The 13,507-nt window shown below is 61.7% G+C and carries 14 protein-coding genes; 7 read left to right on the forward strand and 7 right to left on the reverse strand.

What is annotated here, in order from left to right:
* Positions 1-15 precede the first annotated feature (15 nt).
* Genes ATY76_RS01775 through ATY76_RS01785 form a run of 3 tightly spaced genes read left to right on the forward strand, consistent with a single transcriptional unit; the run spans position 16 to position 2,536 of the window.
* On the forward strand, positions 16-639 hold the full coding sequence (locus ATY76_RS01775) for a DUF1285 domain-containing protein (RefSeq protein WP_088673055.1): 624 nt from the start codon (positions 16-18) through the stop codon (positions 637-639).
* Positions 636-1,286: a CoA pyrophosphatase gene (locus ATY76_RS01780; protein ID WP_088673056.1), complete on the forward strand. Its 651-nt coding sequence runs from the start codon at positions 636-638 to the stop codon at positions 1,284-1,286. The genes ATY76_RS01775 and ATY76_RS01780 overlap by 4 nt, the downstream gene beginning before the upstream one ends.
* A complete protein-coding gene (locus ATY76_RS01785; RefSeq protein ID WP_088673057.1) occupies positions 1,283-2,536 on the forward strand; it encodes a CCA tRNA nucleotidyltransferase in 1,254 nt (417 codons plus the stop codon). Before ATY76_RS01780 ends, ATY76_RS01785 begins: the two co-directional genes overlap by 4 nt.
* Positions 2,537-2,706: 170 nt before the next feature.
* Here ATY76_RS01785 and ATY76_RS01790 read toward each other — a convergent pair whose 3' ends face one another.
* The 3 genes from ATY76_RS01790 to hemF all read right to left on the reverse strand — a co-directional run bounded on the left by ATY76_RS01790 (position 2,707) and on the right by hemF (position 4,283).
* Positions 2,707-2,892: a DUF1059 domain-containing protein gene (locus tag ATY76_RS01790; RefSeq protein ID WP_010029983.1), complete on the reverse strand. Its 186-nt coding sequence runs from the start codon at positions 2,890-2,892 to the stop codon at positions 2,707-2,709.
* Positions 2,893-3,004: 112 nt separating this feature from the next.
* Positions 3,005-3,268, reverse strand: a complete 264-nt coding sequence (locus ATY76_RS01795) for a hypothetical protein (RefSeq protein ID WP_088673058.1) — start codon at positions 3,266-3,268, stop codon at positions 3,005-3,007.
* Positions 3,269-3,371: 103 nt separating this feature from the next.
* Complete coding sequence (gene hemF, locus ATY76_RS01800) at positions 3,372-4,283, reverse strand: oxygen-dependent coproporphyrinogen oxidase (protein WP_088673059.1); 912 nt, start codon at positions 4,281-4,283, stop codon at positions 3,372-3,374.
* 174 nt (positions 4,284-4,457) lie between these two features.
* Here hemF and ATY76_RS01805 point away from each other — a divergent pair, with 174 nt between their 5' ends.
* Positions 4,458-4,718 (forward strand): hypothetical protein, encoded by a 261-nt coding sequence (locus ATY76_RS01805; RefSeq protein WP_088673060.1) that lies wholly within the window; start codon positions 4,458-4,460, stop codon positions 4,716-4,718.
* Between the two features lie 3 nt (positions 4,719-4,721).
* Here the strand turns inward: ATY76_RS01805 and ATY76_RS01810 are convergent, their stop codons facing one another.
* A complete protein-coding gene (locus ATY76_RS01810; RefSeq protein WP_088673061.1) occupies positions 4,722-6,368 on the reverse strand; it encodes a Na/Pi cotransporter family protein in 1,647 nt (548 codons plus the stop codon).
* 187 nt (positions 6,369-6,555) lie between these two features.
* The gene (locus ATY76_RS01815; RefSeq protein WP_088673062.1) at positions 6,556-7,017 is read right to left on the reverse strand and encodes a tRNA (cytidine(34)-2'-O)-methyltransferase; all 462 of its coding nucleotides are present in this window, start codon (positions 7,015-7,017) and stop codon (positions 6,556-6,558) included.
* Between the two features lie 383 nt (positions 7,018-7,400).
* On the opposite strand from ATY76_RS01815, the gene ATY76_RS01825 reads away from it, so the two are divergent.
* Both ATY76_RS01825 and ATY76_RS01830 read left to right on the forward strand, forming a co-directional pair.
* Positions 7,401-9,257, forward strand: coding sequence for an ABC transporter ATP-binding protein (locus tag ATY76_RS01825; protein ID WP_088673063.1), 1,857 nt, complete (start codon positions 7,401-7,403; stop codon positions 9,255-9,257).
* 96 nt (positions 9,258-9,353) lie between these two features.
* Positions 9,354-9,707 (forward strand): hypothetical protein, encoded by a 354-nt coding sequence (locus tag ATY76_RS01830; RefSeq protein WP_141104970.1) that lies wholly within the window; start codon positions 9,354-9,356, stop codon positions 9,705-9,707.
* A gap of 364 nt (positions 9,708-10,071) precedes the next feature.
* Here the strand turns inward: ATY76_RS01830 and ATY76_RS01835 are convergent, their stop codons facing one another.
* Positions 10,072-10,302, reverse strand: coding sequence for a CopG family transcriptional regulator (locus ATY76_RS01835; protein ID WP_088673065.1), 231 nt, complete (start codon positions 10,300-10,302; stop codon positions 10,072-10,074).
* Between the two features lie 162 nt (positions 10,303-10,464).
* Here ATY76_RS01835 and ATY76_RS01840 point away from each other — a divergent pair, with 162 nt between their 5' ends.
* Complete coding sequence (locus ATY76_RS01840) at positions 10,465-12,378, forward strand: ABC transporter ATP-binding protein (protein WP_088673066.1); 1,914 nt, start codon at positions 10,465-10,467, stop codon at positions 12,376-12,378.
* Here the strand turns inward: ATY76_RS01840 and ATY76_RS01845 are convergent.
* Positions 12,334-13,266 carry an endonuclease/exonuclease/phosphatase family protein gene (locus ATY76_RS01845; RefSeq protein WP_088673067.1) on the reverse strand — a complete coding sequence of 311 codons (933 nt, stop codon included), beginning with the start codon at positions 13,264-13,266 and terminating at the stop codon, positions 12,334-12,336. The two genes, ATY76_RS01840 and ATY76_RS01845, sit on opposite strands and share 45 nt — an antisense overlap.
* Between the last annotated feature and the right edge of the window lie 241 nt (positions 13,267-13,507).

The following is a 13,507-nucleotide window of genomic DNA, read 5'->3' on the forward strand; positions in this document are numbered from 1 at the left end:
AACCGGGACAGAAGAATGGCAGCCGAGGAAATCAGCGGACAGGCGGATGCGGCGGGGCTTGCCGCGCTGATTTCGCGCGCGTCCGAGGAAAACAGCGGCAAAAAACGTGGGCTTCCGCCAGTCGAGCGGTGGAATCCACCTTTCTGCGGCGATATCGACATGGAGATCAGAGCCGACGGCACGTGGTTCTACATGGGCACGCCGATCGGCCGGCCGGCGCTGGTGCGGCTGTTTTCGACGGTTCTGCGCAAGGACGAGGACGAGAAGACCTATCTCGTAACTCCTGTGGAAAAGGTCGGGATCAGGGTCGCCGACGCGCCCTTCATCGCCGTGGAGATGAGCGTGACTGCGCGGGAGGGCCGCCAGGTGCTGACGTTCCGCACTAATGTCGGCGATGTCGTGGAGGCGGGAGAAGAGCATCGGCTGCGCTTTGCCATTGCGGGCGGCAATGCCGAACTGAAACCCTACCTGCATGTGCGCGGGCGGCTGGAGGCGCTGGTGTCACGCGCGGTGATGTATGAACTGGCGGCACTCGGCGAGACCATTGACGTGGAAGGGCAGGCGATGTTTGCGGTCCGCTCCGCCGGCGAGGTCTTCCCCATCATGCCGGCCGACGAACTGGATATGCTTTCCCGATGAACGATGCGATCACTCAACGTCATCCGCTGTTTTCCGCAGCTGAATTCCGCCGCCGCGCCCTCAACCAGAATGGTGGGCCGGTGGATCATGCCTGGCGCGACCATGGCGACCATGTGCTCAATCCCGACATCGTGGCCGAAGTCGCGACCTTCAAGCTGCGCGATGCCGCCGTGCTCGTGCCCGTCGTCGACGACGGCGAGGAAGCGCGGGTGATCTTCACCAAGCGCACGGCGACGCTGCGCAAGCATTCCGGCCAGATCGCCTTTCCCGGCGGTTCGATCGATCCGGCCGATATCTCGCCCGAAATGGCGGCGATCCGCGAGACGGAGGAGGAGATCGGGCTTGCCGGCTCCTTCGTGGAAACGGTGGGCAGGCTGCCGAACTATCTCGCCTTGACCGGTTTCCGCATCACGCCGGTGCTCGGCGTCGTCAAGCGGGGCTTTGCGCTCAGGCTGAATCCGGCCGAGGTGGACGACGTGTTCGAAGTGCCGCTTTCCTTCCTGATGAACCCGGTCAATCACAGCCGCGACAGGCGCGTCATCGACGGCATCGACCGGCATTTCTACCGCATGCCCTATGAAACTAGGATGATCTGGGGCATCACCGCCGGCATCGTCCGCACGCTCTATGAAAGGCTTTATGCATGACCGGCATTGCCGACCAAGCATGGTTCCGCGATCCGGCGCTCGGCCGGATCCTCGCGCTTCTGAACGCCGATGACGGGGAAGGACGAGTGGTCGGCGGCGCGGTGCGCAACAGCCTGATGGGGCTGCCGGTCAGCGACATCGACATCGCCACGACGCTGACGCCCGAGATCGTGATCGAGCGGGCGGCTGTGGCCGGCATCAAGGCGGTGCCGACAGGCCTGCAGCACGGCACGGTGACGCTCGTGATCGACGGCAAGCCCTTCGAGGTGACGACGCTGCGCACCGACGTCGAGACCGACGGCCGCCGTGCCAAGGTTGCCTTCAGCACCGACTGGAAGGCCGATGCGGAGCGGCGGGACCTGACGATCAACGCGCTCTATGCCGATGCCAAGGGCGAGGTGGTGGATCTCGTCGGCGGGCTTGCCGACATCGAGAGACGCAACATCCGCTTCATCGGCGATGCCGCAACGCGGATCGCCGAGGATCATTTGCGCATCCTGCGCTTCTTCCGTTTTTTTGCCTATTACGGGTCCGGGCGGCCGGATGCCGAAGGCTTGAAGGCCTGTGCTGCGGCGCGCTCGAAACTGAAGACGCTGTCGGCCGAACGCGTCTGGTCGGAACTCAGAAAACTGCTTAGCGCCGACGACCCCGGCCGGTCGCTGCTCTGGATGCGGCAGGTGGCGGTGCTGACGGAAATCCTGCCGGAAACCGAGAAATGGGGGATCGACGCGATCCCCGCGCTAATCGCAACCGAAAAGGCGCTCGGCTGGACGCCCGATCCGCTGCTGCGCCTTGCGGCGATCGTGCCGCCCGATGCGGCGCGGCTGGAGGCGCTTGCGGCCCGGCTGAAGCTCTCGAATGCGGAAGCGGCCACTCTCAAGGCCTGGGCGATGGCGGCGCCGGTCAACGACGAAATCTCGTCTGCCGCCTTCGCGCGGCAGCTTTACCGCAACGGCGCGGACGGCATCACGACGCGCCTGAAGCTGGCGCTCGGCGTTGCACGCGGGAAGGCCGAGGGTGATCTCGGCGAAATGGCGCGCTCGGCGCGGCTCGGCAAGCTCCTGGATCAGGCGACGAAGTGGAAGAAGCCGCAGTTTCCCGTGAATGGCGCTGATGTGATCGCTATGGGCATTCCATCCGGCCCGCGCGTCGGGGAACTGCTTGGCAGCCTGGAAAACCAGTGGGTGGAGGAGAATTTCGCTTCCGATCGAGCAGCCCTGCTCGCGAGGCTGCAGGAACGCGTGCAATAAATCTGGCCGCGTCGCGTCCGGTGGACGCGGCGCTGCTATCGTCGTGGATGCTAAAGCACGTCGCGATCTTTCAGATTCGCTCTGCGCTTTAGGTCTTTGTTTTTACGCGTGTCGTTATCGCAAAACCGCGCACACTTTTGCGCGACACGCTTTAGACTTCGCCACAGCCGTCAGGCGGCGGTCGCTTCGTCGCGAATTCGGGCCTTGATGTTGTCAACCATGTTTTCGCGTATGGTCGTTTCGCCGTGAGCGGTCTTCAGGTGCTCGACGGCGCGGCGGACCACTTCTGCGTCATTATCCGCCCGGGTGTGCCAGGCGCAGCCGGGAACGAGCGTGCCGCATTCGAAAAGTCGCATGGTTTTCTCCTCTGTCTGAAACACAACGGCCATCGCGCTTTCACGCGATTCATGAATGTACGTGGGAAGAGAAGGTTCCGGCCGGCATAGGCTGACGACCGGAGAAGGTCTTTCAGTCGGGCATCGCCCAGGCTTTGTAAGTTTCCGAGAGATGGCCGGGCGTGTTGCAGTTGGCTGCCTCGTTCTGCAGCTCTTCCGGCGACTTTCCGCCGGCCAGTTGCAGTTTGACCTGTTCGACGAAGCAGGAGAGCGGCAGATCCGAGCCACTCTTGGCCCGCAGTTTCTCGGCGATGCGTATCAGGAATTCAGGCGTGTCGATGGCACGGATTGTTTCCTGGACATCCGTGGACGCAGGCGAGCCGCTTTGTGTCGTCATGACAATCCTCCTCCGATTGTTACGCACGTACATATAAAGTTAGGACTCACTGAATTTTTATGAAGGACCCTCGGTTCGAATTTATCGACGAGATCTCACAGTCTCACGGCCAGCGCACGACGGGAGGCAGCGAGGAGAGAATGGATTCCACGTTGCCGCCGGTCTTCAGGCCGAAGATCGTGCCGCGATCATACAGCAGATTGAATTCGACGTATCGGCCGCGGCGGATCAATTGTTCATCACGATCGGCCTCCGTCCACAGCTTGTTGAAGTTGGAACGGACGATTTTCGGATAGACCATGGCAAAAGCCCGGCCGACATCGCGCGTGAAGGCGAAATCGGCGTTCCAGCCGCCGGCTTCCTCGCTCGAATGCAGCCAGTCGTAAAAGATGCCGCCGATGCCGCGGGCCTCGTTGCGGTGCTTCAGGAAGAAATAGTCGTCGCACCAGGCCTTGTAGGCATCGTAATCGGCGACGGCATGGTTTCGGCAGGCGATCTCCATCGCCTTGTGGAAAAGCTGGCTGTCCTCGTCTTCCTGCGTGCGGCGGCGCGACAGCACCGGCGTCAGGTCGGCTCCGCCGCCGAACCAGCGGCTCGTGGTCACTACCATGCGGGTGTTCATATGCACGGCCGGCACGTTGGGATTGACGGGATGGGCGATCAGCGAAATGCCGGAGGCCCAGAAGCGCGGATCCTCTTTGGCGCCCGGGATCTGGGCGCGAAAATCAGGAGAGAATTCGCCATGGACGGTGGAGGTGTGGACGCCGACCTTTTCGAAGACGCGGCCTTCCATCATCGACATGCGGCCACCGCCGCCGGCGCCGTTTTCACGCGACCAATCCTTGGCGGTGAAGCGGCCGGGCTCCTGGTCGGAAAGCGGGCCTTCCAGCTCGTCTTCGAGCGCTTCGAAGGAGGCGCAGATCGTATCGCGCAACCCTTCGAACCACTTGCGCGCGGCTTCCTTCTTTTCCTCGATATCGTCAGGCAGGCCGATCGGCAGTTCCGGTCTTTCCATGTCACGCCTCCAGCGGTCGGCATCCGTTAGGGCGACTCGCTCATTCTAGATTGCCCGCCACCTCTAGCAGGTGGCGAAGCCTCTCGCCAAGCCGAGGCAAGCTGCAGCCCGGCACCAAGATTCGACTCGCAAATCAAGTATTTCGATACTACCTTTTCCGAAGAGGTAGGTTTGATGGCAAAAATTCCAGGGCCTCCGTCCTTCGACGGCCTGAAGCGCAGAATGGCGAAACACCGGGCGGAAAATTCTGCCCGCAAGAAGGACCATTTCGTGCGTGAGACATATTGCCTCGGCCTCATCGACGCCCGCGCCAAGGCGCGCGAATGGTTCGATGAATATCCGAAAGCCGCCTATTGGACCGAGGTGGAAAGCTGGCGCCAGCTCGAGGGCGACCAGATCGAATTCACCATGCGCCGCCTACCTTCGGCCGACTGACTATCACTTCACAGTGGCACGCACGCGGCTTTCGATCAGCAGGCCGTTTTCATCCATGATCGGATGCGCCACCGAGACGATATGGGCGTTGATGCGCTTGAGATCGCGCAGCATATCGAGATGCAGCGAGCTCGTCTGCAAGCTGTCGGTGCGGCCGTCGCGCAGGCGTTCGAGATGGCGCTCGGCAGATTGCTTCTCCATCCGGCGGACCTCGACCTTTATCTCCATCATCTGGCGCGCGAGATTGAAATCGCGGGTGACGAAGATCGTCTGGGCGACGTGCAGATTGTCGATCGTCAGGTCGAAAAGCTTGCGCAACTCCTGATGACCGTCGTCGGAAAATCTGAGGCCGAGGGCGATCTTCTTCCTGACCTGCTCCAGCAGGCCTTTTTCGATGATGTCGCCCATATGTTCGAGATTGATGGCGTAGTCGATGACGACGATCGAGCGGCGGGCGTTTTCGTCGCTGAGGCCTTCGCGGCCGAGCTTCGAGAGATAGACCTTAACCGCCTGCTGCAGCCGATCCACTCGCTCTTCGAGGGCTGTGATCTCGGCAAGCTTGGAGGCGTCGTTGCGTTCGAACGCTTCGGAAACCCGGATCAGCATGCGCTCGATCAGGTCGCCGATGCCGAGCACTTCGCGGGTGGCGCTGGCAAGGGCGATGACCGGCGTCGAAAGCTCGTGGGCGTCGAGATATTTCGGGGCGGTGTCCGGTTCGGCCTGGTCGGGGACCAGCCGGGTCATCAGGGCAGCGAGCGATCTTGAGAAGGGCCAGGCGAGCGCGGCGAGCAGAAGATTGAAGAGCAGATGCGCATCGACGGGCAGCTTCGACGGCCCGAAGGGCAGCATCTCGATGATCTCCGCGCCATAGCCCGCGAGCGGCAGGGCGATGAGGCAGCCGAGCGTGCGGACGGCGAGATTGCCGAGCGTGACGCGCCGTGCCGAGGCCGGGCCGGACATGGTTGCGACGACAGGGGGGATCGCGCCGCCGAGATTGGCGCCGAGCACGAGGACGATGACGAGTTCGGCGGAGATCAGGCCGGCCGAGGCGAGTGACAGGATCAGCACCACCACTGCCAGGCTCGAAGACGAGACGAAGGCGAGCGCTGCCGAAAAGAGGAGCGCCACGGGCAGGGCGCCATCCAGCAGGCCGATGAAGGCGGCGAGCGCGGGAGAGGCGCGCATCGGTTCGGTCGCAAGGCTGAGGAGATGCAGCGACAGCAGCATCAGCCCGATGCCGATCAGCGCCGCGCCGCCGCCCTGACGGGTGCTGGAACGGCTGCGGTAAAGCACGATGCCGGAGAGGATCAGCAGCGGGGAGAGCCATTCAATGCCTGTGGCGACGATCCAGGCGGTGATCGCCGTGCCGACATTGGCGCCGAGCAGGACGATCTGCGCCATGCGCGGCTTGATCAGATCGCGTTCGACGAAGGAGGCGGTCATCAGCGCCGTTGCCGTGGAGCTCTGCAGCGCGACGGTCGCCACCAGCCCCGACAGGAATGAGCGAAGGCTGCCCCGCGTGCCGGTCGCCAGCCCCGTTCTCAACCGGGCGCCGAAGGCTCTGGACACCCCGTCCTTTATCTGCGCGAGGCCGAACAGCAGCAATGCTACGGCGCCGAACAGGTTGATCATGATGATCGTGGAATCCATTTTCTTGTTTTTATTCCGCTTTCGTCAGACTAGAGGGGCACTGGCCGATGAATGATCTCCCAAGTCATTGAAATTGTGAAGATCATGGGACGTGTTTGATTGTCCGGCTAATAACTATACGCCGGTTTGACCGATTGACAATGTCGATTTCCGACAGTTCCCGGTCTATTCGGCGAACCGCGGCGATTTAAGCCCAGAAGGTCTGGCGCATCGCCTCGCCGACGATCATGGCTGCCGAGACGGCGACGTTGATCGAGCGCTGCCCTTCGACCATCGGAATGATGATGCGCGCTTCGGCTCTCTCATGCACGTGATCCGGCACGCCGGCGCTCTCGCGCCCGAAAAGCAGGATGTCGTCGTCGCGGAAGGCGAAGTCGGTGTAGCGATCGGCGGCCTTGGTCGAGGCGAGGATCAGGCGGCGGCCGGTGGTGGCGCGCCAGGCTTCGAAGCGGTCCCAGCTGACATGGCGGGTCAGCGCGGCGGTGGCGATATAATCCATTCCCGATCGCTTCAGGTTGCGGTCGGAAACGTCGAAGCCGGCGGGCTCGATCAGGTCGACCGCAAAGCCGAGGCAGGCGGCAAGACGCAGGATCGTGCCGGTATTGCCAGGAATGTCCGGCTGGTAGAGTGCCAGTCTGAGGTTCGTCATTCGGGCGGCGCCTGTTTCGTTTCGACGCCGGAGGCCTAATACAACCGTGATTTCGAAGCAACAGCGCACAGTTCGGCCGCAAACGTTCAATTTCGGCCAGTATAGGGCTGGAATTTTCGCGTTTTTCGGGTTATGCAAACACGGCTTCAATCGTCAGCAGGGAGGGCCACATGAATATTTTGCTCATTATGCGCTTTCCCGTCGTGATGCCAATCAAGGCGACATGGCGCCGCTAGAGCGGGCTTCTTTCTAAAACTTCCCTTTTGATCCATTGTGCGGCTGTTTCAGCCTCGCCCCTTGAACGTTCGGTTCCCATATGTGCTTGCAGGCGCCGAGATGGCGTGAAGCCGGGAGCCGAAACGCTGACGTTTCGGAGCACTTTCATGTTTGGCTGGTTCGAACAGCGACTCAATCCCTTTCCGAGCGAGGAGCCCGTGGCCCCGCCGAAAGGCCTCTTTGCCTTCTGCTGGCATTACAGCAAGCCGGCAGCACCCTGGCTTGGCCTGATGGCCGTGCTGACCGCGTCGATCGCCGTCGGCGAAGTGGCGCTGTTCCAGTTCCTCGGCGATATCGTCGACTGGCTGACCAATGCCGACCGGGCAACCTTCCTCGAGACGGAAGGCCACAAGCTGTTTTGGATGGGGGCGCTGGTGCTTGTGGGCTTGCCGCTGGCGGCCGGGCTCGATTCCCTCATCATGCACCAGATTCTGCTCGGCAATTACCCGATGATGGCGCGCTGGCAGATGCACCGCTTCCTGCTGCGTCACAGCATGACCTTTTTCGCCAACGAGTTTGCCGGGCGCGTCGCGACCAAGGTGATGCAGACCTCGCTTGCCGTGCGCGAAACCGTCATGAAGATCCTCGATGTCTTCGTCTATGTGGTCAGCTATTTCCTGACGATGATCATCGTGATCGCGGCGGCCGACTGGCGGCTGATGATCCCGATCCTCGTCTGGCTCGCAGTGTATGTCGGCATCGTTTCCTATTTCGTGCCGCGGCTTCGCAAGATTGCGGCGACGCAGGCGGATGCGCGCTCGATGATGACGGGCCGTGTGGTCGACAGCTATACGAATATCGCGACGGTGAAGCTGTTTTCGCATGCGGGCCGTGAGGAGGTCTATGCCAGGGAGGGCATGGACGAGTTCCTGCAGACCGTGCACAAGCAGATGCGCAAGGTGACGCTCTTCCACATCAGCGTCTATCTGAACAACTGCGTGGCGCTCTTCGTCGTTTCGGGCCTGTCGATCTGGTTCTGGCTGAACGGGGCGATTTCGGTCGGCGCCATCGCCATCGCCATCGGTCTTGCCATGCGCGTCAACGGCATGTCGCAATGGATCATGTGGGAAGTCTCGGCGCTGTTCGAGAATATCGGCACGGTCTATGACGGCATGGAGATGATGAGCAAGCAGCACGACATCATCGACAAGCCGGGTGCGCCGGCGATGACGGCGAAGAAGGGTGCGATCCATTACGACCGCATCCGCTTCCACTACGGCAAGAGCAAAGGCGTCATCGACAACCTGTCGCTCGACATCAAGGCGGGCGAGAAGGTGGGTCTGGTCGGCCGCTCCGGCGCCGGCAAGACGACGCTGATGAACCTGCTGCTGCGCTTCTACGACCTGGAGGGCGGCCGCATCACCATTGACGGGCAGGATATATCAGGCGTCTCGCAGGAGAGCCTGCGTTCGCTGATCGGCGTGGTGACGCAGGATACCTCGCTGCTGCATCGCTCGATCCGCGACAACATCGCCTACGGGCGGCCGGAGGCGACCGATGCCGAGGTGATCGAGGCCGCAAAGCGCGCCAATGCCTGGGAGTTCATCGAGGGGCTCTCCGACATGCAGGGCCGCCAGGGGCTGGACGCCCAGGTCGGCGAGCGCGGCGTCAAGCTCTCCGGCGGCCAGCGTCAGCGCATCGCGATCGCCCGCGTCTTCCTGAAGGACGCGCCGATCCTGGTGCTCGACGAGGCGACCTCGGCGCTCGATTCGGAAGTCGAGGCGGCGATCCAGGAAAATCTCTTCGCCCTGATGGAGGGCAAGACGGTGATCGCGATCGCCCACCGGCTGTCGACGCTGACGGAGATGGACCGGCTGATCGTGCTCGACAAGGGGCGGATCATCGAGGCCGGCTCGCACGGCGAACTGATCGAGAGCGGCGGCATCTATGCCGACCTCTGGAACCGCCAGTCCGGCGGCTTCCTCTCCGACCACGCCGAAGAGGCGGAAGAGGCGGCGGAATGATAAAAGGCCCTCCCGGCGCGAGCGCCAGTCTGAAGCGGCGTTGCGGCGCCGGCTCCACCGTAACGCGCTCGCGGGACTATTGGGCGGATAACAAATTTGGGTTCCAGCGAACAAATGCTTGCACTTGACGAAAAGATCGAATGGCTTGTCGACCAAGGATTTGCATCCGACCTGTTGCATATGCTGATTGGCGAAAGCGAATATGCGGACCAAGATGCGTTTGAGCGACTTGATATTCATTCCAGCCTATTACGCGGAATGGCAATTCAGCACTTGGAATTCATGATCGATCACGGGAACAGGACAGACCCTGTGACCGTGAACGGTCGCATTGTGTCACCGTATCCAGAATACTTTGCGGCATGGAAACTTGCGAGATGTCCTGGGATTTCTCTGGTACAGCTCGACCGTCTGGTTGCCGGAAAACCGGCGCTCGTTCGAGGTCTATGATGCTACAGCGGACTTGCCATGAAGAACCTGGCGACGACCTGGTGGAGCGATGAGACATCGCGGAGAGCATCCGGCGATCTGCACGCCAGTCAGTCTGCTGTCATCCGTCAATTAGGCTGACGCACACGTGGATCACCGCCATAGCACATAATCGGAGATCGCATTTGGGTCTCCGAAGAAATCTCCGGCATACGAAATACCCCCGATAACCTGCGAAATAAGGGATGTTGCCGAAGATACCCGCTAACGATTCCACATTTAAGTAAGTGGCTAGGGCGCGAGCGGGGAGTGCCTTTTAATTCCTAGCTGCGATATTGCGTCCGGTTGCCGGACGGTGGAAGCGGTGCCAGCATCCCTTACAGATTCAAAGACTATCAGCCCAGTCGATCACGCGGTCATGCTCGACGACGACGATGGTGTTGGCGGCGGCGAGTGTGCGCAAAGTGGCGATGCGGCGGCGCTCCTCGGTGTCGAGCCAGGCGGCGATGGCCTCGATGACGATCTGGTCGCGCGGAAGGGCGAGGTCGAGCGCCAGGGCATCCAGCCTTGCCGCAAGCGGAAGCGGAATATGCGCATTGAGCATTTTCGTTTCCATGAGCCTTCTCTCCGGTGAAGCGCGATCGTATCGTCAGATTGTGACGGGTTCGGGAGCATTCAATGGCGATGCCGCTGATGTTATCGATCATTACCAAAATATTAGATTGCGTCCGCTTTTCATTCCCTTTGCCGCTCCCGTTAATCCGCCTATATCGCTTCCATGTTCCTGCGCCCCATACTACGCCTGTTCGAAACCTGGATCGACCCGTTTCGTCCACGCGCCAAACTCCAGCCGCCGGGCGCAACGCTCGGCTTCATCTGGTTCTATATCGGCCAGGCGAAGATGCCGTTCATCGCCATGCTCATTCTCGGCGGCGCATCGGCGGCGATCGAGGCCGCGCTCTTCTGGTTCGTCGGGCGCCTGGTCGACATTCTCGCCAGCACCACGCCCGGCGCCGGCTGGAGCGGTCTTCTGACGGCCCATGGCGGCGAGCTGTTCGGCATGCTCGCTCTCATCGGCGTCGCGCGCTTCGTCGTCGCCTTCCTGATCGCGCTCGTCGATCAGCAGGTGATTACGCCCGGCTTCTACAATCTAGCACGCTGGCAATCCTATCTCCATGTCTCCCGGCAGTCTTTGTCGTTCTTTCAGAGCGATTTCTCCGGACGCATCGTCACCAAGGTCTGGTCGGCAGGGCAGGCGACCGGCGATCTCGTCACCTCGCTGATGGAGAGCGTCTGGTTCGTCGGCATTTATGCCGCGACGACGCTTGCGCTCGTCGCCCGGCTGGATTTCTCGCTCGCCGCCGTCGTGCTGTTCTGGCTCATTGCCTTCGGCTTCCTGGCCCGCCATTTCGTTCCGCGCATCCGTTATCATTCCCGCGAAACTGCGGAAGCCGGATCGATGCTCAACGGGCGCATGGTCGATTCCTACAGCAACATGCAGACGCTGAAGCTCTTTGCCCGCGACGAGGAGAGCGATCGCTACATGCGGCAGGGCTTCGACATCTACCAGGATACGGTGCTGCGCTTCACGCGGTTCATCACCGGGGTGAGGGCGTCCATGGCGCTGCTTTCCGGCTTGATGATCGTGACGATGGCGGGTCTCAGCGTCGATCTGTGGCTGCGCGGCCTCATCAGCTCGGGCGCAGTGGCCTTCTCGCTGGCCCTGGTGCTGAGGCTGAATTTCCTGCTTGGCCGGCTGATGACGCAGTTCAACGGCATCATGCGCAATCTCGGCACTATCCAGAATGCCGCGGAGCTGATCTCCCAGCCGCTCGGGCTCGTCGACCGGCCCGACGCGAAGCCCCTGGTGATCCGCCAGCCCGGCATTCGCTTCGACAATGTTTCCTTTCACTACGGCAAGGGCCACCAGCCGGTCGTCGAGAATTTCTCGCTGACCATCCGCCCTGGCGAAAAGGTCGGCATCGTCGGTCGTTCGGGCGCGGGCAAATCGACGCTGATGAACCTGCTGCTGCGCCTCTACGACATCCAGGAGGGCCGCATCCTCATCGACGGGCAGGATATATCGGCCGTCACGCAGGAATCGCTCAGGATGCAGATCGGCGTCGTCAGCCAGGACACCTCCCTGCTGCATCGTTCGGTGCGCGACAATATTCTCTTCGGCCGGCCGGATGCCGGCGAGGAGCGGCTGGTCGAGGCGGCCCGGCGCGCCGAAGCCATCGACTTCATCTCCCGCCTGCAGGATCAGCAGGGCCGCAAAGGCTTCGATGCGCATGTCGGAGAGCGCGGCGTCAAGCTATCGGGCGGGCAGCGGCAGCGCATCGCCATTGCCCGCGTCATGCTGAAGGACGCGCCGATCCTGGTTCTCGACGAAGCGACCTCGGCGCTCGATTCGGAAGTGGAAGAAGCGATCCAGTCCAACCTCCACCGGATCATGGAGGGCAAGACGGTGCTGGCGATCGCTCACCGGTTGTCGACGATCGCCGCGCTCGACCGGTTGATTGTCGTCGATCTCGGACGAATCATCGAGGAGGGCAGTCACGACGAGCTGCTTCGCCGCGGCGGTCTCTACGCCGAACTCTGGGCGCGCCAGTCCGGCGGTTTCCTCGCGACGGATGAGGATCGGGGCTCAGGGGTCGACGACGAATTCCGCCATGAGGCCAAAATGATTTGACCCGAAGCTGTTCTCGATGCGGCGGACCGATTTCAGCCGCAGGGGCGCTTTGCTGAAGATATGGTCGATCGGAATGCCGAAGGGACCGGCGGCGATCGGCCATGTCGCGGGTTCCAGCGACACCGTGCCCAGACCCTGGCTGCGCATGAGATACTGCACGTCGGGCGCCAGGATCGAAGTGTTGAAATCACCGGCAAGCACGAGCGGTCCAGGCAGGGAAGGGATGACCTCCGCGAGATCTGCAATTTCCAGGCCGTGGAATTCATCGTAGTAGGGCTTGGTCAGGTGCGCGGCGAGAAAATTGACCTTCCGGCCGTCGAAATCGATCGTCGAGATCGTCAGCCGGTTGCGCCAGAGGAGCCCGAGGTTGCGGATCCGGGGCTCGATCAGCGGGCGTTTCGACAGGACGAGCGTATCGCATTGCTCCATGCCGATGCCGCAGCCGACGTAATAGGGATAGGTCTTCAGCAGTCGCGGCAATTCGGACAGCAGCGGCTCGGCCTCCAGGATGTTGGCGACGTCAGCGCCCGAGGCGATGACCATTTCGGCAATGGCGGCACCGTTTGCGAAATTGTCGTTCTCGATGTTGAAGGACATCAGCCGGAAGAGAGCCGGGCGGCTTTCGTCGACGGCGGGCTCGACGAATTCGCGCGCCATCACCACGCCATGAACGGCAAGGAGCAGCGATACGGCGAGCATCAGCAGCGCATACCAATGCCGCTTGACGAGGAGGGCCGCGACGGAAGCGGCCGCTGCCGCCACCGCCAGGTGGACCTGAAAGCTATAGAAGAAGGAAAGCAGATAAAAATTCGTGACGTAGCGCAGCGAGACGATGGCGAGGACGAGCGTGGTGAGCACGCTGAATACGCAAAAAATCGTGTCTCTCATTCGCTACGGTCCGGCTTGCTGGCTTGGCTGTCGATGCGCCTATCACGGCGGCTTTTTTGTTGCAATGCAGCATAATCGCGAGCTGGTGTTTACCTTAAAAAATTCATCGGAAATTTCCCGCGACATTGTGCCCTCATCCCCTTGTCAAGGCTGGACATAATTTGCGATCAAGCTTAGAACGCGCCGGATTGCCGGGGAATCTATGGCCGAATTGTGTCCAGAGGGATTCGTTGGTAGAGGG

Origin of the sequence: Rhizobium sp. R339 (genome assembly GCF_002211395.1) — a bacterium.
GTDB lineage: Bacteria > Pseudomonadota > Alphaproteobacteria > Rhizobiales > Rhizobiaceae > Rhizobium.

What these genes read in the sequence shown, in the direction of transcription:
- ATY76_RS01825 (WP_088673063.1), top strand. Translation starts at nt 7,401, where the DNA reads ATGTTTGGCTGGTTCGAACAGCGACTCAATCCCTTTCCGAGCGAGGAG.
- ATY76_RS01790 (WP_010029983.1), bottom strand. Translation starts at nt 2,892, where the DNA reads ATGCGACTTTTCGAATGCGGCACGCTCGTTCCCGGCTGCGCCTGGCAC.
- ATY76_RS01845 (WP_088673067.1), bottom strand. Translation starts at nt 13,266, where the DNA reads ATGAGAGACACGATTTTTTGCGTATTCAGCGTGCTCACCACGCTCGTC.
- ATY76_RS01815 (WP_088673062.1), bottom strand. Translation starts at nt 7,017, where the DNA reads ATGACGAACCTCAGACTGGCACTCTACCAGCCGGACATTCCTGGCAAT.
- ATY76_RS01840 (WP_088673066.1), top strand. Translation starts at nt 10,465, where the DNA reads ATGTTCCTGCGCCCCATACTACGCCTGTTCGAAACCTGGATCGACCCG.
- ATY76_RS01805 (WP_088673060.1), top strand. Translation starts at nt 4,458, where the DNA reads ATGGCAAAAATTCCAGGGCCTCCGTCCTTCGACGGCCTGAAGCGCAGA.
- ATY76_RS01780 (WP_088673056.1), top strand. Translation starts at nt 636, where the DNA reads ATGAACGATGCGATCACTCAACGTCATCCGCTGTTTTCCGCAGCTGAA.
- ATY76_RS01795 (WP_088673058.1), bottom strand. Translation starts at nt 3,268, where the DNA reads ATGACGACACAAAGCGGCTCGCCTGCGTCCACGGATGTCCAGGAAACA.
- ATY76_RS01775 (WP_088673055.1), top strand. Translation starts at nt 16, where the DNA reads ATGGCAGCCGAGGAAATCAGCGGACAGGCGGATGCGGCGGGGCTTGCC.
- hemF (WP_088673059.1), bottom strand. Translation starts at nt 4,283, where the DNA reads ATGGAAAGACCGGAACTGCCGATCGGCCTGCCTGACGATATCGAGGAA.
- ATY76_RS01785 (WP_088673057.1), top strand. Translation starts at nt 1,283, where the DNA reads ATGACCGGCATTGCCGACCAAGCATGGTTCCGCGATCCGGCGCTCGGC.
- ATY76_RS01835 (WP_088673065.1), bottom strand. Translation starts at nt 10,302, where the DNA reads ATGGAAACGAAAATGCTCAATGCGCATATTCCGCTTCCGCTTGCGGCA.
- ATY76_RS01810 (WP_088673061.1), bottom strand. Translation starts at nt 6,368, where the DNA reads ATGGATTCCACGATCATCATGATCAACCTGTTCGGCGCCGTAGCATTG.